Genomic DNA, 24,049 nt, shown 5'->3' on the forward strand with positions numbered 1-24,049 from the left:
AAATGCTTTAATTGCGATTTTAGTTGGTTATATAAATATGAAGGCAATTAATTAAGAAAAAGGAATGAAACTAGTTGGATAAAAAGAGTTCTTCAGTTGTTTCCGTCGTTTTTTCGTGTTACTATTAATCGAATTTTTCATAAGGAGAGAAAGCGATGAAATGGATTTATTTTCTTATTATTAACGTTATAGCTTTTAGCCTTATGGGGCTTGATAAACGAAAAGCAAAGAAGAAACAGTGGAGAACGCCAGAAAGTACGTTGTTTTTATCGGCGGCAGCTGGAGGAGCAGTTGGAGCTTGGATCGGCATGTATATGTTTCATCATAAAACTCATAAAAAGAAATTTGTTTTCGGCATACCGTTACTTGTTGTAATAACGGTATGTTTATTATTCGTTGTATGAGAAATGTCGAAAGAAATGCAGATTGATTATTGGTAAAGTGAGCATGTGAGACCGTATAATGGAGAAAAAATGAGAAGAGGAGAAAAAGGAAGATGGGGAGTCAATCAGCAGAGCAAAAAAAAGGGATACTATATGCGGCTGGTGCTTACACGATGTGGGGAATTCTACCGATTTATTGGAAATGGGTTGAGGAAGTTCCAGCAGATGAAATATTAGTGCACCGCATCGTTTGGGCATTTGTTTTTATGTTACTTGTATTAGGTGTTACGAAGAGGTTTCGCCAGTTTATTGGGGAATTTGTGAATCTTTTTAAACGACCTAAATTATTAATGTCATTAACAATAGCTTCAGTCTTGATTAGCGGAAACTGGTTTGTTTACATATGGGCCGTTAATCATAATCATGTTATTGAAGCGAGTCTTGGCTATTATATTAATCCGCTTATTAGTATTTTACTTGGTACAGTCGTTTTAAAGGAAAAGTTAAACTTTTGGCAATATGTTGCAGTTGGTTTAGCAGGAGTAGGGGTTGTCATTTTAACAGTACGTTTCGGATCTATTCCGTGGGTTTCTCTTTCACTTGCCTTTTCATTTGGATTATACGGATTAACGAAAAAACTATTAAACTATGATGCTACAATTGGACTTACGATGGAAACCATGTTAGTGACGCCGTTTGCGATCATTTATCTTGTTATGACAGGAGCACATGGTTTCGGCTCATTTGGATCTATTTCAATGTTATCAACGTTACTTTTAATAGGAGCAGGTATTGTAACAGCATTACCACTATTTTATTTTGCAAAAGGAGCACAACTTATTCCGCTTTATATGGTGGGATTTTTACAATATATTGCGCCAACAATTAGCTTAATTTTAGGTGTATTTGTATTTGGTGAACATTTCACATCTACACATATGATTGCATTTTTCTGTATATGGGTTGCTTTATTTGTATTCTCGGTAGCGAAAACAAAGTTTTTAGTGCAGAAACAACCGAAATTTATAAAAAATAAATCAGCAAAAGTATCATAATGCGTAGTATTTTCTACGCATTTTTCTTTATACTTATATTATATAGAATTTCCATTATAGTCAGTAAGGAGCTGAGAACATGGAAACAATTTTACATAATGATCCGCTTATGGCAGCTGTAATTTCATGGTTTTTAGCACAATTAACGAAAGTAGTCTTTAAATTAGTTAAAACGGGTGAATTTGATTTTGCAAAGTTTTTTGCTTCAGGTGGGATGCCAAGTTCTCATGCTTCAACAGTTACAGCGCTTGCTACAGGAGTTGGAGTTGTGGAAGGTGTGGAAAGCTCGATGTTTGCGGTTGCTGCTATTTTTGCCATTATTGTTATGTATGATGCTTCAGGAGTAAGGCTTGCAGTAAGTAAACAAGCAAAAATATTGAATGACTTTTTTCACGGTAGAGAAACAGAATATAAGAAGTTAAATGAACTTGTTGGGCATACACCGTATGAAGTAGTAGTCGGTGCTTTATTAGGGATTATTGTCGGAGTAGGATATTGTTTATGAGCAGAACATTTTATATGTTCTGCTTTTCTTTGTTTTCATACATATTCAGCTACCTTTTTGAATATCGTTATACGGATTTCGAAAGGGTGGGTGAGTAACTTGTTATTATATGAAAAAGTGCATGAAGAAATAGCGAGAAGAACAACTGCACTTCAAACGATGCAACGGCAAGATGGTACGTGGCGGTTTTGTTTTGAAGGAGCGCCACTAACAGATTGTCATATGATTTTTTTATTAAAATTATTAGGTAGAGATAAAGAGATAGAACCGTTTGTAAAAAGATTAGCATCACTCCAAACAAATGAAGGAACATGGAAATTGTATGAAGATGAAGTGGGTGGTAATTTATCTGCTACAATTCAATCTTATGCTGCCTTACTTGCATCGGAAAAATATACAAAAGAAGATGCGAATATGAAGCGAGCGGAAATGTTTATAAATGAGCGCGGGGGGGTGGCGCGTGCTCATTTTATGACGAAGTTTTTATTAGCGATTCATGGAGAATATGAATATCCTTCTCTCTTTCATTTGCCAACACCAATAATGTTTCTGCAGAACGATTCCCCCCTCAGTATATTTGAATTGAGTAGCTCAGCACGTATCCATTTAATTCCGATGATGTTGTGTTTAAATAAAAGATTTCGAGTAGGGAAAAAGTTATTGCCAAATTTAAATCACATTGCAGGCGGGGGCGGAGAATGGTTTCGGGAGGATCGGTCTCCAGTTTTTCAAACGTTATTAAGTGAGGTGAAGAAAATTATAACGTATCCACTTTCTTTGCATCATAAAGGATATGAGGAAGTAGAACGTTTTATGAAAGAGCGTATTGATGAAAATGGAACATTATATAGTTACGCAACTGCCTCGTTTTATATGATTTATGCTTTACTTGCATTAGGGCATTCTATTCAATCGCCAATTATTCAGAAGGCTATAACGGGAATCGCATCTTATATATGGAAGATGGAGAGAGGGAGCCATTTGCAAAACTCTCCGTCAACTGTATGGGATACAGCTTTACTCAGTTATGCTTTGCAAGAAGCTCAAGTTCCGAAAGCAAGTAAAGTGATTCAAAATGCATCAGCGTATTTACTAAGAAAACAGCAAACGAAGAAAGTAGATTGGAGTGTACATGCACCGAATCTATTCCCAGGTGGTTGGGGCTTTTCGGATGTGAATACGATGATTCCAGATATTGATGATACAACTGCTGTGTTAAGAGCACTGGCGCGAAGTAGAGGGGACGAAAATGTAGATAATGCTTGGAAGAGAGCGGTTAATTGGGTTAAAGGATTGCAAAATAATGATGGTGGTTGGGGAGCTTTTGAAAAAGGGGTAACGAGCCGTATATTAGCAAATTTACCAATCGAAAATGCAAGTGATATGATTACAGATCCTTCTACACCAGATATTACAGGAAGAGTGCTAGAGTTTTTTGGGACATATGCGCAAAATGAATTGCCCGAGAAACAAAAACAAAGTGCGATAAATTGGTTAATGAATGTACAAGAGGAAAATGGATCATGGTATGGGAAATGGGGAATTTGTTATATATATGGTACATGGGCAGTGTTGACTGGTTTACGGTCACTAGGAATACCATCTAGCGATCCATCATTAAAACGAGCAGCTTTATGGCTTGAACATATACAGCATGAAGATGGTGGCTGGGGAGAATCTTGCCAAAGTAGTGTGGAAAAAAGATTTGTTACTTTGCCGTTTAGTACACCATCACAAACGGCATGGGCGTTAGATGCTCTCATTTCTTACTATGAAAAAGAAACACCAATCATTCGAAAAGGTATTTCATATTTGCTCTCCAACCCTTATGTAAATGAAAAATATCCTACTGGAACAGGTTTACCAGGTGGGTTTTATATTCGTTATCATAGTTATGCTCATATATATCCGTTGCTTACTTTGGCTCATTATACAAAAAAATATAGAAAATAAACCGAGAGATGTCTCTCGGTTTATTTTGTTGGGTAGTAGGTCCCTTTTGAAAAGAATAAGGTTGTGATGTACCTTATTTTTCGGTTGACTGGCGTTTTTGACGTGCATCAGCGGCATTTGCACGTGCGTTTGCTTCTAAGTCATTGTGGTCAGCGAGTTCGCGAGAGAACTCAACATCAATGCCATCAGTTGCTTTGCTTTGTTTGAAATTCTTTTTGTTCATTCGACACAATCTCCTTGCGTTTATGCGACGTTGCAAAGTTAGTTTGACACAAATAGACTTTTTTATACAAAGAGGAATTGGAAAGCAAAAAGCCGAAATATACAGTATAAGTAATAGAAATGGGGGATAGGAATGGAGTTTTTAAATGGGAAAACAGCTGTTGTAACAGGAGCTGCACAGGGAATTGGAAAAGAGATTGCAAGGGTTTATGCAAAACTAGGGGCGAAAGTATTAATTAGCGATGTAAATGAAGAGAATCTACAAAAGACGACACGTGAGTTATCAGATGAAGGATATGAAGTGTGCTCATATCGATGTGATGTGAGTAATCAAAATGAAGCAAAGTCGTTAATTGAATATGCGGTTCAAAAATTTGGTACATTACATATTTTGGTGAATAATGCTGGAATTACAAGAGACGCAATGTTACATAAAATGGAGAAGTCTGCTTGGGAACAAGTATTACAAGTGAACTTAACTGGAGTTTTTTATTGTATGCAACCAGCGCTTCTTTACATGAGACAACAAGGGGATGGACGCATTATTAACATATCTTCAATTAGTAGAGAAGGAAACATAGGTCAAGCAAATTATGCGGCTACAAAGGCAGGAGTTGTAGGATTAACAAAAACAGCAGCGAAAGAAGTTGGAAGTTTCGGTATTACTTGTAATGCGATTTGTCCGGGGTTTATGGATACAGATATGACAAAAACGATACCAGATAAAGTGAAAGAAAAGATGGTGGGCGCTATTCCAGTTGGTAGAATTGGAACGCCAGAAGATATTGCGAACGCAGCAGCCTTTTTAGCATCAGAATACGCATCTTATATTACAGGTGAAGTATTAAATGTGAGCGGAGGACTGCAAGTTTAAAGGAATACATAATGAAAAGAACCTGACCAGGTAAGTCAGGTTCTTTCTCATTAATTTAAGTTAAGCCAAACGCTCTTCACTTCTGTATAGTTATTTAATGCGTAAGATCCCATTTCACGGCCGAGACCAGATTGTTTAAATCCTCCAAATGGAGATGCTGCATCAAAGACGTTATAACAGTTTACCCATACTGTACCTGCACGTACTTTACTTGCAACATAGTGTGCAGTTTTAACATTTTCTGTCCATACACCAGCAGCTAAGCCAAATTGAGATTTATTCGCACGTTCAATTACTTCATCAATATCGTTAAACGGTATTGCAGAAATAACTGGACCGAAAATTTCTTCTTTTGCGATCGTCATTTCGTCATTTACGTCAGCGAATACTGTAGGAGAAACGAAGTAGCCTTGATCGAATGGATTATTTCCTCCGCAAAGTACTTCAGCGCCTTCTTCAATCCCTTTTTCAATGAAGCCCATTACACGTTTTTGTTGTTCTTCGGAAACGAGAGGACCGATTGTAGTTTCTGGACTTAGACCAGCGCCTTGATTTAATTTTTTAGAATAAAGGACGAGATCAGCCATGACATTATCATACATTTTCTTCGGAACAAATAAGCGTGATCCAGCAGAGCATACTTGTCCTTGGTTAAACATAACACCAGAAAGTGCACCAGGAATCGCGCGAGATAAATCAGCATCTGGCAAGATGATATTTGGTGATTTACCGCCTAACTCAAGTGTAACGCGTTTTAATGATTCGGATGCTTGTCGCATAATTTGTTTACCGACAGGAGTAGAACCGGTAAATGCAATTTTATCAACGAGTGGATGATTAACGAGAGCTTGTCCAGCTGATTCACCGAATCCAGGTACGATATTAATAACACCTTTCGGGAATCCAGCTTCTTCAATTAATTCAGCTAAGTATAGAGCAGATAGTGGAGTTTGTTCTGCAGGTTTTAAAACGATTGTACATCCTGTAGCAAGCGCTGCTCCCATTTTCCACATTGCCATAAGAAGCGGGAAGTTCCAAGGGATAATTTGACCAACGACACCAACAGCTTCATGGCGTGTATAGTTAAAGTAATCACCGGAAACAGGAATTGTTTGACCAACGATTTTCGTAGCCCAGCCAGCGTAATAGCGCATATGCTCAATTGCAAGTGGTATGTCTGCTGCCATTGTTTCACGGATTGGCTTTCCGTTATCTAATGTTTCGAGCTGTGCAAGCTCTTCTTTATGTTCTTCCATTAAATCAGCTAACTTGTACATGAGACGGCTTCGCTCAGCAGTGCTCATACGAGACCAAGGACCTTCGTCAAAAGCCATACGAGCTGCGACTACAGCTTTATGAATATCTTCACGACCAGCTTCAGAAACGACGGCAAGTGTTTCACCAGTTGCTGGGTTAGGTGTTTTAAATGTTTTTCCGGAAGCGCTTTCAATGAAAGATCCATTCACATATAACTTTTTTGTACCTTGAAGAAAATTTTCTACCTTTTCATGAAGATTTACAGCTAGTTGACTCATTGTATAACCCCCTTGAAAATATAATGTAAACGCAGTACGAGACGGCGCTTATTCCGAAATCAAGGATGTGGAAACTAGATGGAAAGCCTCTAATTAAAATCATAATTAATAAATACTGAAAATTCAAATTTCATTTGTGTTACAATTGTAAAAAATATGTAATGTAACAGAACCTTCTATATGATTGTAAAAAATCCTGCTTGTTTTTGCTTTCTAGTAGGAAAAACTAGAAGAACAATGGTACAATAATACATCGTGAGAGGAGGGGGAAAAATGAAAGATTATCATGATGATCCACGCTTTCGAATAGCCCATAGAGAAGCGTTAATTGGTCTTGGACTTGCTATTATTAATTTTATAATATGGTACGGATTCGCTTATGGGCTTGGTAGTAAAAATCCGAGTGAATATACATATGTATTCGGTTTTCCCGCATGGTTTTTTTATAGCTGTATCGTTGGATTTATCGTTATGGTTATTTTACTTAGTTTAGTTGTTCGTTTTGTATTTCAAGATATTTCACTCGATGAGGAAGAAAAAAGTGAGGAATAATAGATGAATTGGTATGTAATCATTCCAATGATAATTTCGTTTATCGTTGTATTTTTAATTGGTGTATATGCTTCAAGACGCGTGCAAGCAACTGCTCATAATAAATTTTTACAAGAATATTTTCTAGGTGGGCGTGAGCTAGGCGGTTTATTATTAGCGATGACAATGATTGCTACGTACGGTAGTGCAAGTAGCTTTATTGGTGGCCCTGGTATTGCTTACAATATGGGGCTTGGATGGGTACTGTTATCTGCGATTCAAGTTGTAACAGGGTATATCGTTTTAACGGTTATCGGTAAAAAGTTTGCAATTATCGCTAGGAAGATGGAAGCAATTACTCTTATCGATTATTTAAAAGGGAGATACAATAATAAAGCAGTTGTTATACTCTCTGCGTTATGTATTATTATCTTTTTATTTTCGGCGACAGTAGCCCAGTGGGTCGGCGGTGGACGATTAATTGAGTCACTAACGGGTCTATCGTATACAACAGCACTATTTTTATTTACTTTTTCTGTACTTGTGTACGTATTAATTGGTGGATTTCGTGCAGTCGCGCTATCAGATACATTATTAGGAATCATTATGTTAGTTGGAACGACAATCATTTTAATTGCTACTGTCATTGCTGGTGGTGGAATTGAAAAGATTATGCAGGAACTTGTTCAAATTAATCCAAATTTAATTACACCATTCGGAGCAGATGGCAGTTTAACGAAATCATATGTTACATCATTTTGGATTTTAATTGGAATTGGCGTTGTAGGTTTACCGCAAATTAGCGTGCGTGCCATGTCTTATAAAAATTCAAAAGCTATGCACCAAGCTTTAATAATTGGAACAGTTGTCGTTGGTACAATTATGATCGGTATGCATTTAACAGGTGTATTTGCAAGAGTAGTACTTCCAGGTATAACGGTACCAGATAAAGTAATGCCGCTACTTGCGATGGAAGTGTTGCCACCGTGGTTAGCTGGAGTTTTCTTAGCCGCACCAATGGCAGCGATTATGTCTACAGTAAACTCTTTATTATTACTTGTAAGCTCGTCAATTATTAAAGATATATACGTAAATTACATAAAGAAAGATGCAGCAGACAGTACGATAAAAAAAGGAAGTTTGTGGATTACTGGTATTGTAGGACTACTCGTTTATGCAGCGGCGATTAAACCACCAGATTTTTTAATATGGCTAAATTTATTTTCTTTCGGTGGATTAGAAGCAGCATTCATTTGGCCAATCGTATTAGGGTTATATTGGAGGAAAGGAAATGCTACAGGAGCGCTTGCTTCCATTTTCGTTGGAGTAGGTTCATATATGTGTATTCATCTTTTCTATCCAAATCCGTTCGGTATACATACAGTTGTCTTCCCAATTTGTTTTGCGTTTATCGCTTATGTTATTGGAAGTATGAGTGCTGTAAAAAAAACAGTATAGGTTAGCTGAAGAACGTAGTCCTTATAGGACTGCGTTTTTTCGTATGAAATTGTTCTTTTTTATTCTGTATACCAATTGTTATTCATAAATTAATAACAATTGAGGGGATGGAGTTGAGGTCGATGAAAAAAGTATTATTTTTAGGAGACCCAGGAATTGATGACTCTTTAGCAATTATGTATGGATTGTTGCATCCTGATATTGATATTGTTGGTGTAGTAACGGGATATGGAAATGTAACACAAGAAAAGGCGACAAGTAATGCCGCATATTTGCTGCAAATGGCAGGACGGGAAGATATACCTGTTATTAATGGTGCAAAAATCCCTTTATCCGGAGATGTTACGACGTATTATCCAGAAATTCATGGGGCAGACGGTTTAGGACCAATTAAACCTCCAAAAACTTTTTCACCAAATATAAAGTCTTTTTGTACATTTTTTGATCTTCTTGAAAAATATAAAGGAGAATTAATAATAGTCGATGCTGGTAGATCAACAACGTTAGCGACAGCATTTATTTTAGAAAAGCCGATGATGAAGTATGTGAAAGAATATTATATAATGGGCGGTGCTTTTTTAATGCCTGGCAATGTAACACCAGTCGCAGAGGCGAATTTTCATGGTGATCCCATTGCGTCACAATTAGTCATGCAAAATGCCAAAAATGTGACATTAGTACCACTTAACGTTACATCGGAAGCAATTATTACACCGGAAATGGTAAAATATATTACGAAACACTCTAAAACGAGTTTTAATAAGTTAATCGAGCCGATATTTACGTATTATTATAAAGCTTATAGAAAGTTAAATCCGAAAATAAAAGGAAGTCCAGTGCATGACGTCGTTACAATGATGGTTGCGGCAAATCCATCCCTTTTAGATTATGTATATCGTCGTGTCGATGTAGATACAGCTGGAATTGCAAAAGGAGAAAGTATTGCAGATTTCCGTCCTCAACCTGATGCAAAAGCCTTGAAAAATTGGGTGCGAATTGGTTGGTCATTACATTATAAAAAATTTCTTGAGGATTTTGTGAAAATCATGACGTAGACATAATAGGAGTATACAAGTTAAAATAATGGAGATGGTTATTCAAATGACCATCTCCATTATTTTGTTTTTTAATGATAAATAGAGAAGAGTTATACAATAGGAGAGGAATTTTACTTGAAAAAAACTATGGTATGCGCAGTAATTGTGGGTATTTTCGTTTTGCTAATATCGGGTAACTTTTTAGTGAAAAAAGTATGGAGTTCAAATAATGATGATGCACAGTATATTGCATCTTTTATTGAAGAACATAAAGATGAAAAAAATAGTGCACTTCTAGTAAAGAGAAATGATAAAGTTGTTTATTCTGTAAATCCCAATGTTGTATTGCCAGTCGCTAGTACGATGAAATTAATTGTGGCGCTTGAATATACGAAACAAGTTACTGAAGGGAAAATTGATTCGTCTAGTTTCGTTTCGATTAATGATGTGAATCGTTATTATGTTCCGAATACAGATGGGGGTGCACAAGATAGATGGCAAAAGTATTTGGAGAAGACAGGCAAGATAACTGAAGGAGCGGTTTCTTTAGAAGAAGTGGCAAAAGGAATGGTTAAGTTTAGTTCGAATGCGAATGCTGAATACTTAATGGAATTGTTAGGATTAGATAACATTAATCGGAATTTACAAAGTTTATCACTTCCTGCACATCAACCACTATTTCCAATCGTTTCATCTTTATATATCCCGGGATATTTGCATAAAGAATTGCATGTTCCAAAATATAAAATAGAAAAAAAGTTAAAAGAAATGTCTCAAGAGCAATATCGTGAATATGCGATGAATATTCATGAACGCTTAAAGAAGAAGGGACCATTATTACAGAAGGAAATTCCGCTTTATTTAGAGGAACGTTACGACAAAATTTGGTCAGATAGATTACCAGCAGCTTCCGCAAATGATTATATGGTATTACTTCAAAAAGCAAACCATAAAGGCGGCTTGACAGAGGCTGAAGAAAAAGTATGGGCAAATATCGTTGAAACAGACATGAGTGCCAAGAAATACCGTAAAACATTTAGACATGCTGGGCAAAAGAATGGTTACACACCATGGACGGTGACAAAAGCAGTTTACGCTATGGATAAACGTGGAAACTGTACAGAAATTGTGTTTTTAGCGAATAATTTAAATGAAGACGATAGTGCAGAAATACGGAAACATTTAGCAAACTTACATTTCCAAGTGTTGCAAAGTGATAAGTATGATGCGACTTTTATTAAATAAACTCGGTGCAGAGAGCACCGAGTTTATTTTTATGTACAAGCACTTTTTTTCTATCTCTGGGTATGATGGGTAGTAATACTTAGGTGAGAGGGGAAAAGGTGATGAAACAGAGTAAGGAAGAGTTTATAAAGAGTGAAGGCGCTGATTTCCCTGGAAAAACATATGTGGATTGTGTATTACAACATGTATTTGATTTTCAACGAAATTACTTATTGAAAGATATGTTTCAAGTGCATAAAGCACATATTACGATGTTGACTGAAGAAAGTTTAATGAAAATAGAAGAAGCTAAAGTTATATTAAACGCACTTAGAAAAGTAGAGCGAATACCAAAAGATAAATTGGTATATACAGAGCAGCATGAAGACCTCTTTTTTTTAGTCGAACATTTAATTTCTCAAGAAGCGAAATGCGATTTTGTAAGTAATATGCATATTGGTAGGAGTAGAAATGATATGGGTGTAACGATGTATCGCATGAGTTTAAGGCGATATGTAATACGGTTAATGGAGCATCATTTGTTATTGCAAGAAAGTATATTACAACTTGCCGATGATCACAAGGAAACGATTATGCCAGCTTATACACATACACAACCAGCACAGCCAACAACATTTGGTCATTATACTTTAGCAATTTATGATACGATGCAAAGAGATTTAGAACGAATGAAAAAAACGTACCAACTTTTAAATCAGTCTCCAATGGGGGCGGCTGCACTCTCTACAACAAGTTTCCCGATTAAACGAGAACGAGTTGCTCATCTACTTGGATTTACAAATGTAATTGAGAACTCATATGATGCTGTTGCCGGGGCGGATTATTTATTGGAAGTTAGCTCGCTACTTATGGTAATGATGACGAACACGAGTAGATGGATTCATGACTTTTTGTTGTTAGCAACGAAAGAATATGACGGTATTACTGTTGCAAAGCCATATGTACAAATCAGTAGTATAATGCCGCAAAAACGAAATCCAGTTTCAATTGAACACGCTCGTGCAATTACGAGTGGTGCTTTAGGAGAAGCATTTACAGTATTTCAAATGATCCATAATACGCCATTTGGTGATATTGTCGATACGGAAGATGACTTGCAGCCGTATTTATATAAAGGAATTGAAAAGACCATTCGTGTTTTTTGTATGATGAATGCAGTTGTTCGAACGATGAAAGTAGAAGAAGAAACGTTGAAAAGTCGTTCCTATAAACATGCAATTACGATAACTGATTTCGCAGATGTTTTAACAAAAAATTATGACATTCCATTTCGGCATGCTCATCATGCAGCAAGTGCTATTGCAAATATGTCATTGGAGCAGAAAAAAGAACTACATGAATTACACTTCAAAGATGTAAATATGTATTTGCAAGAACATTTTAAAATAAATTTATTAGAAAAAGAGTGGAAAGAAATTATATCGCCAGAAGCTTTTATTCAAAAAAGAAATGTATACGGTGGACCGAGTAAAAAAGAAATGGAGCGCATGATTAAAAATCGAAAAGAGTCATTTCAAAATGAAGAAGAGGTATTTGAAAGGGAAAAACAAAGAATTTTACAAGCTGAAACGAATTTGAATTCATTAACTTTGAATATTGTTGAATCGTAAAAGAGGAATTTAGTGAATTAATCGCCAATACTTTATGAAACTATAAATAGAGAGAAGAGATTGTCGATGATTCAATTATATGTATATGAAGAGATTTTTCATTTTAAAGAAGACGTTACAACATTTCTAGAAAAGAATGAGCAGGAAAACAATCTCATATTAGGTGTATTACAAATGGTCCAAGAACCGATATTTATGGGGATAGCGAAACAAGGAGAAGAAATTGCCGTTGTATTTCTGCAAACAGAAGAGAAGAAACAAATCATTGTTGCAACTTCTGAAATTGCAGGAGTAGCTATTGAGGAACTTGCAAAAGAGTTAACGAAAGTATACCCGGATATTCCTGGATTGATCGGTAATAAGAAAATTGTACAGAAATTAGCGGAAGAGATTGCGGTATTAGAAAATAAGAAAACGAATGTTGCAATGGAGCAAGGTGTGTATGAGCTGAACAAAGTAAAGAAGAGGTGTAATGCGAACGGACTTTTCCGGGCAGTAAATAATGATGAATTACCATTAATAGAACAGTGGATATATCAATTTTGTGAAGATGTAAAGCTTCCTACTACGAAAGAAGAAGCAAAACAAACTGCGCATACATTAATAACTACAAATCGACTGTTTGGTTTGGAAGTGGATAGGAAACTCGTTTCTGTAGCTGCAAAAACGAGACCAACTAAAAATAATATAACAGTTAATTTTGTATATACGCCGAAAGAAGCAAGGAAAAAGGGATACGCATCTAATTGTGTAGCGGCACTTAGTCAATGTATGTTAGATGAAGGGTACAAGACGACTACGTTATATACTGATCTAGCGAATCCGACATCTAATAAAATTTATCAAGAAATCGGTTATGAGCAAATTGCGGAGTCTGTGCTTATATTTTTAGAGAAGTAGAACAAAAAGGTGTGCTAAAATAGCACGCCTTTTTATTATTCATCAATCCTAATAACCTCGCCTTGAGGGAAGTCCTCAGTTTCTAGTAAGTTACGAATAGCTTTCGCAACATATTCAGGTGATAATAGTTTTCCTTCTTCTTTTAATGCAATGAAGCGGTCCAAATTTATAAAATCTTCTTTATTTGTTTCACGAATTTGTGATTGCATATTTGTATCAACAACACCAGGTGCAAAAGCGACGATTTTTACTGGATATTCTTTTTCTACTTCTTCAGTTGCTACGCACTGTGTAAACATATTTACACCAGCTTTCGTTGTGCAATAAGCGCCCCAGCCAAAGTAAGGATTTTTTCCTGCACCAGATGAAATGTTAATAACGCGTTTATCTACTTTCCAGCCTTTCGTATGCTTCATAAACGTAGATGTAAGAATCATAGGTGCAAGTAAATTAATGTGAACGTTCGTAATGAATTGTTCGCTTTCAGCTTTTTCGATTGGCTTCATAGGTGCAACTGTACCCGCATTATTAATTAAATGAATAGAGGATACATTTTCTTTTCTAATAGATGAAATGATCTCTTTAAAGTTAGTTTCTAAGTTATGTACATCTTGAAGATCTAGGGAATGAAAAATGCAATTGCTGTTATATTGTTCTGCAAGTTTAGTAAGCTCTTTATTTTCTCTTCTAGAAATAGAGATGACAGTTGTATTTTTTTCTAATAATTGCGTGGCAATAGCTTCCCCTAAACCTTGTGAAGTTCCTGTTATAATAACATAGCGCATAGTTTTATAAACTCCTCTCATATGTGCGGAATTTTGTTGGACAACGTACATCCCATAGGTTGTCTACATTTTATAGTATAGAGCACTTTTTACTATAAATGAAATGAGATGATTGTGTGCCTTTTATAAATCGTTTTACGACAACAGTACCTGGTGCCGTCACGTTCACTGGGAATACACTGGGACTTAGTCCTACATCACCTGCACCAGGTAATATTTTTGGTACACTTGCTGTGTTTACGACAGTAAATACAGCATTGCAAGTACCAGGATTCCCAGCAGGGACAACAGATGAATGGGAATTGAATTCTTCAAGTGCAATTTTAAATCTTCCAGCGGGGAGCAGTGTGTTATATGCAGAATTAGTTTGGGCTGGTACGTTCCGGACTGATACGGAAGATGTGTTACCATTTTTAAATGATAACATTACATTTACAACGCCAGCAGGGACGTTTTCTGTTACGCCAGATCCTGTTACCGCGCAGCAAGGTTCAGTAGGAAACCAGTTTTATTATGCTCGCTCTGCCAATGTAACGAATCTTGTTAGTGCAGGTGGAGCAGGAACATATACAACGGGTGCTGTGCCAGCTGCAAGAACTTCAGCCGACCCAACAATCAGTCGTTCAGCTGGATGGACGCTTGAGGTTGTGTATCAAAATGCCAATTTACCACTTCGAAATTTGTCAGTATATGCAGGTCAAGAAATTATTGATGCTTCATCACCACCAGTTGATGCCACTATTTCAGGATTTGCTACTCCAGCTACAGGAGCTGTAACAGGACGAGTGCTCGTAACTGCTCAAGAAGGTGATTCTAACATTGTTGGAGATCAACTTCGCTTTGGACCGAATGCAAATGCTACAGTTGCATTATTCGGACCGAGAAATCCTGCGAATAATTTTTTTCAGTCACAAATTTGTAATGACAGTGGAAATTTAGATACGAGTGGCACGTTTGGAGATTTGAATCAGCCGTTAGGGATAGCTTTGGCCGTCCGAAGACAGGGGTGGGATATTACAAATGTAGATGCCTCCTCATCTTTAGTAAACAATCAAACATCAGCAACGGTTCGATTCGTTACTAATGGAGATGGATACGCTGCAGCTGGTTTTGGGGTTCAAATTGATGCAACGGGGCCAATTATTAATCCTGTTAAATCGGTCAATAGAACAGTTGCAGGAGTTGGAGATATTCTTACCTACACAATTACAGTTCCTAATACAGGTACAGGAAGTGCAGAAAATGTTATATTACAAGACAGTATTCCGAACGGAACGACGTTTGTTACAGGTAGTGTAACAGTAGGTGGAGTAACACAGCCGAATGCGAACCCTGCTAATGGAATTAATTTAGGCACAATCCCAAATAACACGCAAAGAATTGTTACATTTCAAGTACGAATAACATCGTTTCCGAACCCAAATCCTATTCCAAATCGTGCAATGGTGTCATATCAATTCCGTCCTTTCGTTAGTAGTCCTCCTATTACAAGTACGTCTTCTTCAAACACAGTACAAACGACAGTGAATCAAGCGACTATAAGTATGCAAAAATCTGTAGATTTACAGACGGCAACGCTTAATGATGTATTAACGTACACAGTTAATGTCACAAATAATGGGAACGTTACTGCAAACAATGTTATTTTTGTTGATAGTATACCTGCTGGAACAACATTTGTTCCAAATAGCGTTACAGTGAATGGAGTAGCACGCCCAGGAGCGAATCCAGCAAGTAGTATAAATCTTGGAAGTATTAATGCTTCGCAAACGACTATAGTGCGCTTTCAAGTTCGAGTAACATCTAATCCTCTTGTCAATCCAATTCCCAATCGTGCAAGTGCTACATTTACCTTTACTCCAGTGCCTGGTCAACAACCAGTTTCAGGGCAAGCGACAAGTAACACTGTAGTTACGACCGTTAACATAGCTGATATAAGAACGAGAAAAACAGTGGATAGAGCTTTTGCGACGGTAAATGATGTTCTTACGTACACTGTTACAATTGAAAATACAGGAAATGTACTTGCGACGAACGTTATTTTTCAAGATCCGATCCCAATTGGAACGACATTTATCGCAAATAGTGTGACTGTGGACGGGGTTTCACAACCTGGGGCAAATCCAGCAACTGGGTTTACAGTAGCTAATATATCTCCTGGCGGAAGTAGGACTGTTACATTTCGAGTACGAGTTACATCTACACCATCGGGAGGTACGATTGCGAATCGCGGAAATGTGTCTGCTAATTTCGTCGTTATTCCGAATCAGCCACCGATAACAATTAATAGACAAACGAATACAGTTGTGACACAAGTTAATACAGGCGGTTTAAATGTAATAAAAGAAGTGAATACAACGCAAGCGGCGGTAGGGGATACTTTAACATACACAATTGCCGTCCAAAATACAGGAAACGTTCCGTTAACAAATGTATTTTTCCAAGACCCTATTTCTTCTGCTGTTTCATTTGTTGCAAATTCTGTAACAATTAATGGAGTATCGCAAAGTGGATTGAATCCGAATACAGGATTTTCTCTTCCGAATATTCCTGCGGCTCAAACAGTTGTAGTCACATTTGACGTATTAATTGTACAGGATCCAGAAAATGAAGATATTTTAAATCAAGCAAATGTAACAGCAAGTTTTCAAGTGAATCCGAGTGAACCACCAGTAACCATCAATGTTCCGAGTAATGTTGTGAATACGACAGTACAAACAGGGAACTTTGAAGTTGTGAAATCAGTGAATACGGCTGTTGCAACTGTAGGGGATATTTTAGTATATACAATCGAAGTTATAAATGCAGGTAGTGTACCAGCTACAAATGTATTTTTCCAAGATTCAATTCCACAAGGGACATTATTTATTGAAAATAGTGTAGTTGTGAATGGTGTTTTACAAGAAGGGGCAGATCCAGAACTTGGATTCCAATTAAATGATTTGCCTACTGGCGCGAGTGTTATTGTTACGTTTGAAGTATTAATTGATGAAATTCCCCAAGGGAATAATGTCGTAAATAATGCGAATGTAACTGGAGATTTCCTTGTAAATCCAACAGAGCCACCGATTACTGTAACAGTACCAAGTAATACTGTTATGACGATTGTGAATTCTTCAGGGTTAAATGTAATGAAAAGTGTAAGTGCTACTGAAGCCGGTGTAGGAGATACGTTAACGTATACAGTTCGTATACAAAATAGTGGAACGGTGACAGCGACAAATGTATCATTCCTTGATCCGATTCCAGTTGGAACCACTTTTGTAGCGAATAGTGTAACAATAAACGGGACACCTCAACCAGGTTTAAACCCGACAATTGGATTTCCACTTGCTAATATTCCAGTAGGAGGTATGGTGACGGTCACTTTTCAAGTGGCAATCACGAGTGTACCACCAAATAGAGTTCTTCCGAATAATGCGAATGTAACTGCTGATTTCCAAGTAAGTCCTCTCCAGCCACCAATTACAATTGTAACGATTAGTAATATTGTTGTGACGCGAGTGAATGTAGGATCACTTAATGTAATGAAGAGTGTAAATACACCACAAGCCGGTGTAGGAGATACGTTAACGTATACGATTCTTATTCAAAATACAGGAACTGTTCCTGCAACAAATATTGTTTTTCAAGATCCAATTCCGTCTGGTACTGCGTTTGTAACAAATAGTGTGACGATAAATGGAGTTGTTCAGCAAGGTGCGGATCCTATGCTAGGTTTCCCGGTACCAAATATTCCGGTCGGGCAAACGGCTACGATTACGTTTCAAGTTACAGTGACGAGTGTTCCGAGCGGTGGAAATATAAGAAACCAATCGAACGTTACTGCAAGTTTTCTTATAAATCCAGCAAACCCTCCAATAACGACTGTTACAAATAGTAATTTTGTTGTGACGCAAGTAAACACAGCACAGTTAAATATACAAAAATCTTCATCTGTACAACAAGCAGCACTTGGAGAAACTTACACGTATTCTGTTGTCATTCGGAATAACGGTACAGTAACAGCAACGAATGTCTCTTTCCTTGATCCAATTGCTTTAGAAACAACATTTGTAGCAAACAGTGTAACGATAAATGGAACGCTACAACCTGGATTTGACCCAAATGTTGGTTTCCCGCTTCCTAATATTGCTGCTGGAACATCATTGACAGTAACGTTCCAAGTTACGGTAGTTGCACCGTCTACACGTGGAGCAGTATTAAATACAGCATCTGCTACAGCCACTTTCTTATTAAATCCTTTACAACCACCTGTAACAACCACGAATTCAAGTAATACAACGGTAGTTACAATACCGTTACCTCCTCCTGGTGAAGTAACAGCAACAAAAACAGTTGATGTTGCAACTGGGGCCGTTGGGGATGTATTAACGTATACTGTGCTCATTTCAAACGTAGGAATTATCCCTGTTACAGATGTGTTCTTCCAAGATGTCATACCAGAAGGAACGACGTTTGTTGACAATAGTGTAACGATAGGTGGAGTGCAGCAACTTGGTTTAAATCCAGAAATAGGATTTACAGTTACTCCATTATTAATCGCTGGTGGAAGTATTGAGGTCACATTCCAAGTGACGATTACAGAAATTCCAGATAATGAAGTCATATTAAATGATGCAGATGTTACATTTACTTCACAACCAAATCCGCAGGAACCACCGATTACGGAAACGATATTAACAAATTTAGTCGTTACGACAATTAATATAGCGTTTATTTTTCCATTGAAACTAGTAGATAAAGAAGTAGCGACGGTAGGAGAAATATTAACGTATGATGTATTGATTTTTAATTTCGGAACAGTGCCAGCGACGAATGTTCAATTTATCGATACTACTTCCGCGGGTGTAGCATTTGTACCAGGAAGTGTGAGCATAAACGGGGTAACAGCACCAGGATTAGATCCTTTCATTGGTTTTACAGTTCCAGATATACCTGTCGATGATTTTGTACTTGTCACATATCAGGAAGTGGTTACAAGCATACCAGAAGGTGGAACGATTGTTAATTTTGTAGACGTTACAGCTACATTTGCTGTAAGTGAAACAGAACCGCCTATTACGGAAACAACGACAAGTAATACGACATTAACAGAAATCAATGAGCCTGGTTTGAATGTTTTAAAATCAGTGAGTCAGCCGGTTGTTGCAGTAGGCGATACAATCACATATACAACAGTAGTTCAAAATACAGGAACAGTGCCAGCAACGAATGTTCAATATAGTGATGTATTACCTTCCTCTATAGCATTCGTGCCGAACAGTGTAACGATAGATGGTGTGTTACAACCTGGATTCAATCCGAATAACGGATTCCCGCTTCCAGATATAAATCCAGGTGAAAGTGTAGAAGTCACCTTCCAAGTAACCGTTGTTAGTGCGCCATCAAACGGAACAATTGCCAATACGGCAAATGTAACTGGAAGTTTTGTATTAGTACCAGGAGAACCACCAGTTATAGTAACAGAGCCGAGCAATACAACACTTACAACTGTAAATAGAGGGCAATTTAATGTTATTAAACAAGTAAATAGGGTTGCTACTCTCGTTGGAGATATATTAACGTATACGGTTCAAATAACGAATACAGGAACAGTAACAGCTAATGCTGTTCAGTTTGTTGATACCATTTCAGCAGGGGCGTCATTTGTACCAAATAGTGTAACGATAAATGGAGCCTCGCAACCAAACTTAAATCCAATTACTGGATTTGGAGTTGGAGATATACCGGTAGGTGAAACAGTTATAGTGACGTTTCAAGCGACAGTTACAAACATCCCGTCATCAGGAACAATTACGAACGTTGCAAATATAACAGGAAGCTTTACTTTAGTGCCAGGAGAACTACCAGTTGTAGTAACAGAGCCGAGTAATACGACGATAACTAGAGTGAATAGAGGACGATTCAGCGTTATAAAATCTATAAATAAAGAAGCGACACGATTAGGAGATACGTTAACGTATAGTGTGCAAGTTACAAATACGGGAACGGTAACAGCAACGAATGTTCAGTTTATCGATGTTCCATCACCTAGTTTAGAATTCGTTCCTGGAAGTGTACAAATAAATGGGGTTCCGCAAGTAGGTTTAGATCCATTTGTAGGCTTTGCATTGCCTGATCTTGCAGTAGGGGATAGTGTATTAATTACATTTGAAGTAAATGTAATCGCAGTTCCGCCTTCTAGTAGCATTATGAATACAGCAAGAGTAACGGGAGATTTCGAATTGATTCCAGGAGAACCTCCGTCTACAATTACAAATTCAAGTAATACGACGGTTACGCCGGTAAATAGAGGCAGCTTAGATATGCTAAAAGAAGTAGACCATTCAGTTGTTGGTGTAGGAGAAACGGTAACGTATACTGTTCGTATATTAAATACTGGTACTGCTGATGCAATGAATGTTCAATTTATCGATGTGCTATCTCAGGAAGCTGATTTCATTCCAAATAGTGTAACGATAAATGGGGTTCCGCAACCGGGGTTAAATCCGCAGATTGGATTTACGATACCTGATATACCAGTTGGTGAGACGGCACTTGTAACATATGAAGCTACGATTACAAGTTTTCCGGATGGTGGAACAGTAGTAAACGTTGCTGGAGCGTTAGCAGAATATATTTTAGTACCAGGAGAGCCGCCAGTTACAGTGATGGACACGAGCAATACAGTTATTGTAACGGTAAATACTGCAATCTTATTTGTTGCAAAAGGAGCAAACTTTGAAGTAGCAATGATAGGGGATGTTGTCACTTACGGAATCGCTGTTATAAATGATAGTACAGTTCCTGTGACCAATATTGTGTTAACAGATATCATTGATCCGAATACGCTATTTATAAATGGTACGGTAACGGTAAATGATGTACCTCTTCCATTTGCTAATCCGAATACTGGTATTCCGTTAGGTGATTTTCAGCCAAATGATGCAGCAATTATTAATTTCCAAGTTGTAATAACAGGAGGGCAAGTAAATAATTTAGTTACAAATACCGCTACAGCGAATGGGCTCGCAACTGTAAATCCGAATGAGCCGCCAGTAGTAGTTGAAGGTGATAGTAATACAGTTGTTATCCCGTTTATTCCTCAAAATGTCTCAACGACAGTCGTAAAAACGGCAGATTTACAGGCAGCAACAATTGGAGATGTCATTACGTTTACGACAGTCATCACAAATACGGGTGATACTGTAATGCAAAATATTCGTTTTCAAGATATGTTAGATAGTAGTGTTCGATTTGTTCCTGGAAGTGTAACGGTTGATAATAGGCCAGTGCCGAATGTAAGCCCGGCAGTAGGGTTTCTTATCGGAATTTTAAATCCTGGTGAAGCAAGGACAGTTTCGTTCCAAGTAGCAGTACAGAGCGCGCCAAATGGCTCAGGAAATTATATAAATCAAGCGAGTATTCGTTTTGAACATCAAGTAGGCACAGTATTGCCACCTGTTACACAAATAGTAGAAAGTAACATAGTTGTCATTCCATTTGTTCCAACGATTGAACAAATTTGTGAAACAAACTTTAATTGCTTAGATAAAATTCCATTTCAATGTTCTCCGTGTAATCATTTGCATGGACATAAAAAATAAAAACAGAAAGAGCATCCTGAAAAATAATTGGATGCTCTTTCTGTTTTAATCATATAGATTCATTTTCGGGTGAGGTGAAAAATTCGTCGGTTTTGTCGGAGAGTAGTAATGGAATGGCTCCTTTTATAACAGAAATGTCCCAGTCCCACCATGCGAGATTCTCTAGTTTGTCAATCGTTTCTTGTGGGAAACGATATCGAACAAATTTTGCAGGATTACCAGCTACAATTGCATACGGGGGTACGTCTTTTGTAACAACGCTTCTGGCGCCGATAATGGCCCCGTTACCAATTGTAACACCAGATAAAATGCAGGATTGATAACCAATCCATACATCATTGCCGACTACGATATCACCTTTTGAAGAAGGGTGACCAGTAATATGTGCTCCTTCATCAAAAAGTGCATTAAATGGATAAGTTGTTATCCAGTCTGCGCGATGTTCACCGCCGAGTATGAAAACGACTTCTTCTGCTAATGAACAAAACTTACCTATTTTTAATTTTGTTTCATCGTTCCAAGAAAAAATGGTTGGCCCTACTTTACTATAAGTATAATCACCAATATCATATTTATTATATTCAGGTTTTTGATTTAAATATAACATGCTTCTTCAGCCTCCTTTCTCAATTAAGCGATACGTATGGAATATTATATGCAAGATGTAGTAATGTGAACTGTATTAAATGTGAACTGTATTAATAGGTGAAATGAAAAAAAGGGAGTGGGATGTATGCGATACGAAATGGGTTTATATAATAAACCGTTTCAGTCAATTCAATCAGGAAAAAAAGTATATGAAGTACGCCTATACGATAAAAAACGTCAACTAATAAACAAAGGCGATGAAATCGTATTTACGAATCTTACGACGACAGAAATGATGACGGTAAAAGTAACGGAAATAAAGCGATACGAGAGCTTTAAATCTATGTATGAACAAATTGATAAAAAATTATTGGATTGTGAGAATGATAGTTTAGAGGAAATGTTAGAAAGTACATACAAAATATATACGAAAGAACAAGAAAAAGAGTGGGGAACAGTCGCGATTCGTATTGAGGAAATAAAATGATAAGAAATCGCGGGGCGGCTATCATTGTACAGGAAGGGAAAATTGCTCTTATAAAACGTATTCGAGAAGAGGAAACATATTATGTTTTTCCTGGCGGAGGGGTTGAGGAAGGTGAAACGCCTGAAGAGGCAACGAAAAGAGAGGTATATGAAGAATTAGGGCTACATATAAAAGTGGAGCACCTTATTGCAAAGGTAAAATATAAAGGAAATGAATATTATTATGGTGCCTATATTACAGGCGGAGTGTTCGGAAGTGGAACAGCTGAGGAATTTCAGCGGGAAGGTAGAGGAAGTTATATTCCGTTATGGCTACCGATAAACGAGTTGGAAAAAGTGAATATAAAACCTTATGAAGTGGTCGGAAATATATTTAATCATTATAAAATATAACGTCTGACAACATACAAAAAAAACCATTGACATAGGCTTCTGATTTAAGTATTGTATTCGAGTATGTTTATAATCAGGAGGTTTATATGAGCAATCAAACTACTACACATCATGTGAAAATGACAACAGCGGATCCATCTGGAATTGGTCTATTTGGATTAGCAATGGTAACACTTGTAGCATCATCTCAAAAGTTAGGCTTAACAGATGGCGTTTCACTTGTATTACCATGGGCAATCTTTTTAGGAGGATTTGCACAAATCTTTGCTTGCATTCACGATGCAAAGCATAACAATACATTCGGTACGACAGCATTTGGTGCGTACGGCCTATTTTGGTTAGGTGTTGGAATGACTTGGTTAATTCAACTTGGAGTATTTGGCGAAAAATTAGCACAAGCTGCAGATTCAAAACAGCTTGGTGTAGCCTTTATCGGATATTTGATTTTCACAATCTTTATGACGATTGGTGCAATGGAAACACATAAAGTATTATTTATGATCTTTGTCCTTATTGATTTCTTATTTATTGGTCTTTCATTAAGTACTTTAGGTGTTATGCCGCACGCAATGCATAATTTAGCAGCATATTCTGAACTTCTTATTTCATTATTATCTTTCTACGGTTCAGCAGCAGCAGTGTTAAATACACACTTTGGAAAAGTTGTTTTACCAGTAGGAAAGCCTTTTGGTATTTTTAAAAAGTAATAAAAAAGCACAGATGATTGTATAGTCATCTGTGCTTTTTTATTTATCCCGCTATTTGCCGGGCAGTAAGACCCCCCACCTCAAAATTCAGTGGAAGCAAAGAAGTTAGGTGAGGGCCCTGCTGCCCGTAAAAGTCCGATTGGTTCAACTAATAATGAGTGGGGGATGAACAAAACTCCCACTCATTAAAGTT

General features: G+C 37.2%; 19 protein-coding genes. 15 read left to right on the plus strand and 4 right to left on the minus strand.

Going from position 1 to position 24,049, the window contains the following annotated elements; all coding sequences use genetic code 11:
- Positions 1 to 155 precede the first annotated feature (155 nt).
- The 4 genes from N2V92_RS17195 (at position 156) to N2V92_RS17210 (ending at position 3,896) form a co-directional block, all read left to right on the plus strand.
- Positions 156 to 404, plus strand: coding sequence for a DUF1294 domain-containing protein (locus tag N2V92_RS17195; protein ID WP_000871349.1), 249 nt, complete (start codon positions 156 to 158; stop codon positions 402 to 404).
- Positions 405 to 496: 92 nt separating this feature from the next.
- Positions 497 to 1,438, plus strand: a complete 942-nt coding sequence (gene rarD, locus N2V92_RS17200) for an EamA family transporter RarD (RefSeq protein ID WP_000535543.1) — start codon at positions 497 to 499, stop codon at positions 1,436 to 1,438.
- Positions 1,439 to 1,517: 79 nt separating this feature from the next.
- The gene (locus N2V92_RS17205; protein ID WP_000447819.1) at positions 1,518 to 1,943 is read left to right on the plus strand and encodes a divergent PAP2 family protein; all 426 of its coding nucleotides are present in this window, start codon (positions 1,518 to 1,520) and stop codon (positions 1,941 to 1,943) included.
- A gap of 99 nt (positions 1,944 to 2,042) precedes the next feature.
- Complete coding sequence (locus tag N2V92_RS17210; protein ID WP_000928149.1) at positions 2,043 to 3,896, plus strand: terpene cyclase/mutase family protein; 1,854 nt, start codon at positions 2,043 to 2,045, stop codon at positions 3,894 to 3,896.
- 73 nt (positions 3,897 to 3,969) lie between these two features.
- Here the strand turns inward: N2V92_RS17210 and N2V92_RS17215 are convergent, their stop codons facing one another.
- Positions 3,970 to 4,119: a YfhD family protein gene (locus N2V92_RS17215; protein ID WP_001035815.1), complete on the minus strand. Its 150-nt coding sequence runs from the start codon at positions 4,117 to 4,119 to the stop codon at positions 3,970 to 3,972.
- A 132-nt stretch (positions 4,120 to 4,251) separates the two neighbouring features.
- Between N2V92_RS17215 and fabG the strand changes: the two genes are divergently transcribed.
- Complete coding sequence (gene fabG, locus N2V92_RS17220) at positions 4,252 to 4,992, plus strand: 3-oxoacyl-ACP reductase FabG (protein WP_017763493.1); 741 nt, start codon at positions 4,252 to 4,254, stop codon at positions 4,990 to 4,992.
- A 50-nt stretch (positions 4,993 to 5,042) separates the two neighbouring features.
- On the opposite strand, the gene dhaS is transcribed toward fabG, so the two are convergent.
- Positions 5,043 to 6,527 (minus strand): aldehyde dehydrogenase DhaS, encoded by a 1,485-nt coding sequence (gene dhaS, locus N2V92_RS17225; RefSeq protein WP_000080306.1) that lies wholly within the window; start codon positions 6,525 to 6,527, stop codon positions 5,043 to 5,045.
- 273 nt (positions 6,528 to 6,800) lie between these two features.
- On the opposite strand from dhaS, the gene N2V92_RS17230 reads away from it, so the two are divergent.
- The 6 genes from N2V92_RS17230 to N2V92_RS17255 all read left to right on the plus strand — a co-directional run bounded on the left by N2V92_RS17230 (position 6,801) and on the right by N2V92_RS17255 (position 13,308).
- Entirely contained in the window at positions 6,801 to 7,079 is a 279-nt protein-coding gene (locus tag N2V92_RS17230; protein WP_000656241.1) for a YhdT family protein, read from the plus strand.
- Positions 7,080 to 7,082: 3 nt separating this feature from the next.
- The gene (gene panF / locus N2V92_RS17235) at positions 7,083 to 8,516 is read left to right on the plus strand and encodes a sodium/pantothenate symporter (protein WP_001104822.1); all 1,434 of its coding nucleotides are present in this window, start codon (positions 7,083 to 7,085) and stop codon (positions 8,514 to 8,516) included.
- 122 nt (positions 8,517 to 8,638) lie between these two features.
- On the plus strand, positions 8,639 to 9,571 hold the full coding sequence (locus N2V92_RS17240; RefSeq protein WP_000756467.1) for a nucleoside hydrolase: 933 nt from the start codon (positions 8,639 to 8,641) through the stop codon (positions 9,569 to 9,571).
- A 117-nt stretch (positions 9,572 to 9,688) separates the two neighbouring features.
- Positions 9,689 to 10,798, plus strand: coding sequence for a serine hydrolase (locus tag N2V92_RS17245; protein ID WP_000753478.1), 1,110 nt, complete (start codon positions 9,689 to 9,691; stop codon positions 10,796 to 10,798).
- A 101-nt stretch (positions 10,799 to 10,899) separates the two neighbouring features.
- Positions 10,900 to 12,408 (plus strand): argininosuccinate lyase, encoded by a 1,509-nt coding sequence (argH, locus tag N2V92_RS17250; protein ID WP_042595403.1) that lies wholly within the window; start codon positions 10,900 to 10,902, stop codon positions 12,406 to 12,408.
- A 66-nt stretch (positions 12,409 to 12,474) separates the two neighbouring features.
- Positions 12,475 to 13,308, plus strand: coding sequence for a GNAT family N-acetyltransferase (locus N2V92_RS17255; protein ID WP_000615511.1), 834 nt, complete (start codon positions 12,475 to 12,477; stop codon positions 13,306 to 13,308).
- Positions 13,309 to 13,343: 35 nt separating this feature from the next.
- Here N2V92_RS17255 and N2V92_RS17260 read toward each other — a convergent pair whose 3' ends face one another.
- Positions 13,344 to 14,093 (minus strand): (S)-benzoin forming benzil reductase, encoded by a 750-nt coding sequence (locus tag N2V92_RS17260; protein ID WP_001271058.1) that lies wholly within the window; start codon positions 14,091 to 14,093, stop codon positions 13,344 to 13,346.
- 116 nt (positions 14,094 to 14,209) lie between these two features.
- On the opposite strand from N2V92_RS17260, the gene N2V92_RS17265 reads away from it, so the two are divergent.
- A complete protein-coding gene (locus N2V92_RS17265; RefSeq protein WP_044798044.1) occupies positions 14,210 to 21,682 on the plus strand; it encodes a DUF7507 domain-containing protein in 7,473 nt (2,490 codons plus the stop codon).
- A gap of 49 nt (positions 21,683 to 21,731) precedes the next feature.
- Here the strand turns inward: N2V92_RS17265 and N2V92_RS17270 are convergent, their stop codons facing one another.
- Positions 21,732 to 22,289, minus strand: a complete 558-nt coding sequence (locus N2V92_RS17270) for a CatB-related O-acetyltransferase (protein ID WP_000966310.1) — start codon at positions 22,287 to 22,289, stop codon at positions 21,732 to 21,734.
- A 126-nt stretch (positions 22,290 to 22,415) separates the two neighbouring features.
- On the opposite strand from N2V92_RS17270, the gene N2V92_RS17275 reads away from it, so the two are divergent.
- The 3 genes from N2V92_RS17275 (at position 22,416) to N2V92_RS17285 (ending at position 23,856) form a co-directional block, all read left to right on the plus strand.
- Positions 22,416 to 22,757, plus strand: coding sequence for an ASCH domain-containing protein (locus tag N2V92_RS17275; RefSeq protein ID WP_001268365.1), 342 nt, complete (start codon positions 22,416 to 22,418; stop codon positions 22,755 to 22,757).
- Complete coding sequence (locus N2V92_RS17280; protein WP_000620834.1) at positions 22,754 to 23,149, plus strand: NUDIX hydrolase; 396 nt, start codon at positions 22,754 to 22,756, stop codon at positions 23,147 to 23,149. The genes N2V92_RS17275 and N2V92_RS17280 overlap by 4 nt, the downstream gene beginning before the upstream one ends.
- Before the next feature lie 86 nt (positions 23,150 to 23,235).
- Positions 23,236 to 23,856 carry an acetate uptake transporter gene (locus tag N2V92_RS17285; protein WP_000070938.1) on the plus strand — a complete coding sequence of 207 codons (621 nt, stop codon included), beginning with the start codon at positions 23,236 to 23,238 and terminating at the stop codon, positions 23,854 to 23,856.
- Positions 23,857 to 24,049 lie beyond the last annotated feature (193 nt).

Origin of the sequence: Bacillus sp. CH_48, assembly GCF_038008465.1 — a bacterium.
Classification (GTDB): Bacteria; Bacillota; Bacilli; order Bacillales; family Bacillaceae_G; genus Bacillus_A; species Bacillus_A thuringiensis_S.

What these genes read in the sequence shown, in the direction of transcription:
- dhaS (WP_000080306.1), bottom strand. Translation starts at nt 6,527, where the DNA reads ATGAGTCAACTAGCTGTAAATCTTCATGAAAAGGTAGAAAATTTTCTT.
- N2V92_RS17215 (WP_001035815.1), bottom strand. Translation starts at nt 4,119, where the DNA reads ATGAACAAAAAGAATTTCAAACAAAGCAAAGCAACTGATGGCATTGAT.
- fabG (WP_017763493.1), top strand. Translation starts at nt 4,252, where the DNA reads ATGGAGTTTTTAAATGGGAAAACAGCTGTTGTAACAGGAGCTGCACAG.
- N2V92_RS17260 (WP_001271058.1), bottom strand. Translation starts at nt 14,093, where the DNA reads ATGCGCTATGTTATTATAACAGGAACTTCACAAGGTTTAGGGGAAGCT.
- argH (WP_042595403.1), top strand. Translation starts at nt 10,900, where the DNA reads ATGAAACAGAGTAAGGAAGAGTTTATAAAGAGTGAAGGCGCTGATTTC.
- N2V92_RS17230 (WP_000656241.1), top strand. Translation starts at nt 6,801, where the DNA reads ATGAAAGATTATCATGATGATCCACGCTTTCGAATAGCCCATAGAGAA.
- N2V92_RS17240 (WP_000756467.1), top strand. Translation starts at nt 8,639, where the DNA reads ATGAAAAAAGTATTATTTTTAGGAGACCCAGGAATTGATGACTCTTTA.
- panF (WP_001104822.1), top strand. Translation starts at nt 7,083, where the DNA reads ATGAATTGGTATGTAATCATTCCAATGATAATTTCGTTTATCGTTGTA.
- N2V92_RS17275 (WP_001268365.1), top strand. Translation starts at nt 22,416, where the DNA reads ATGCGATACGAAATGGGTTTATATAATAAACCGTTTCAGTCAATTCAA.
- N2V92_RS17270 (WP_000966310.1), bottom strand. Translation starts at nt 22,289, where the DNA reads ATGTTATATTTAAATCAAAAACCTGAATATAATAAATATGATATTGGT.
- N2V92_RS17280 (WP_000620834.1), top strand. Translation starts at nt 22,754, where the DNA reads ATGATAAGAAATCGCGGGGCGGCTATCATTGTACAGGAAGGGAAAATT.
- N2V92_RS17255 (WP_000615511.1), top strand. Translation starts at nt 12,475, where the DNA reads ATGATTCAATTATATGTATATGAAGAGATTTTTCATTTTAAAGAAGAC.
- N2V92_RS17285 (WP_000070938.1), top strand. Translation starts at nt 23,236, where the DNA reads ATGAGCAATCAAACTACTACACATCATGTGAAAATGACAACAGCGGAT.
- N2V92_RS17205 (WP_000447819.1), top strand. Translation starts at nt 1,518, where the DNA reads ATGGAAACAATTTTACATAATGATCCGCTTATGGCAGCTGTAATTTCA.
- N2V92_RS17195 (WP_000871349.1), top strand. Translation starts at nt 156, where the DNA reads ATGAAATGGATTTATTTTCTTATTATTAACGTTATAGCTTTTAGCCTT.
- rarD (WP_000535543.1), top strand. Translation starts at nt 497, where the DNA reads ATGGGGAGTCAATCAGCAGAGCAAAAAAAAGGGATACTATATGCGGCT.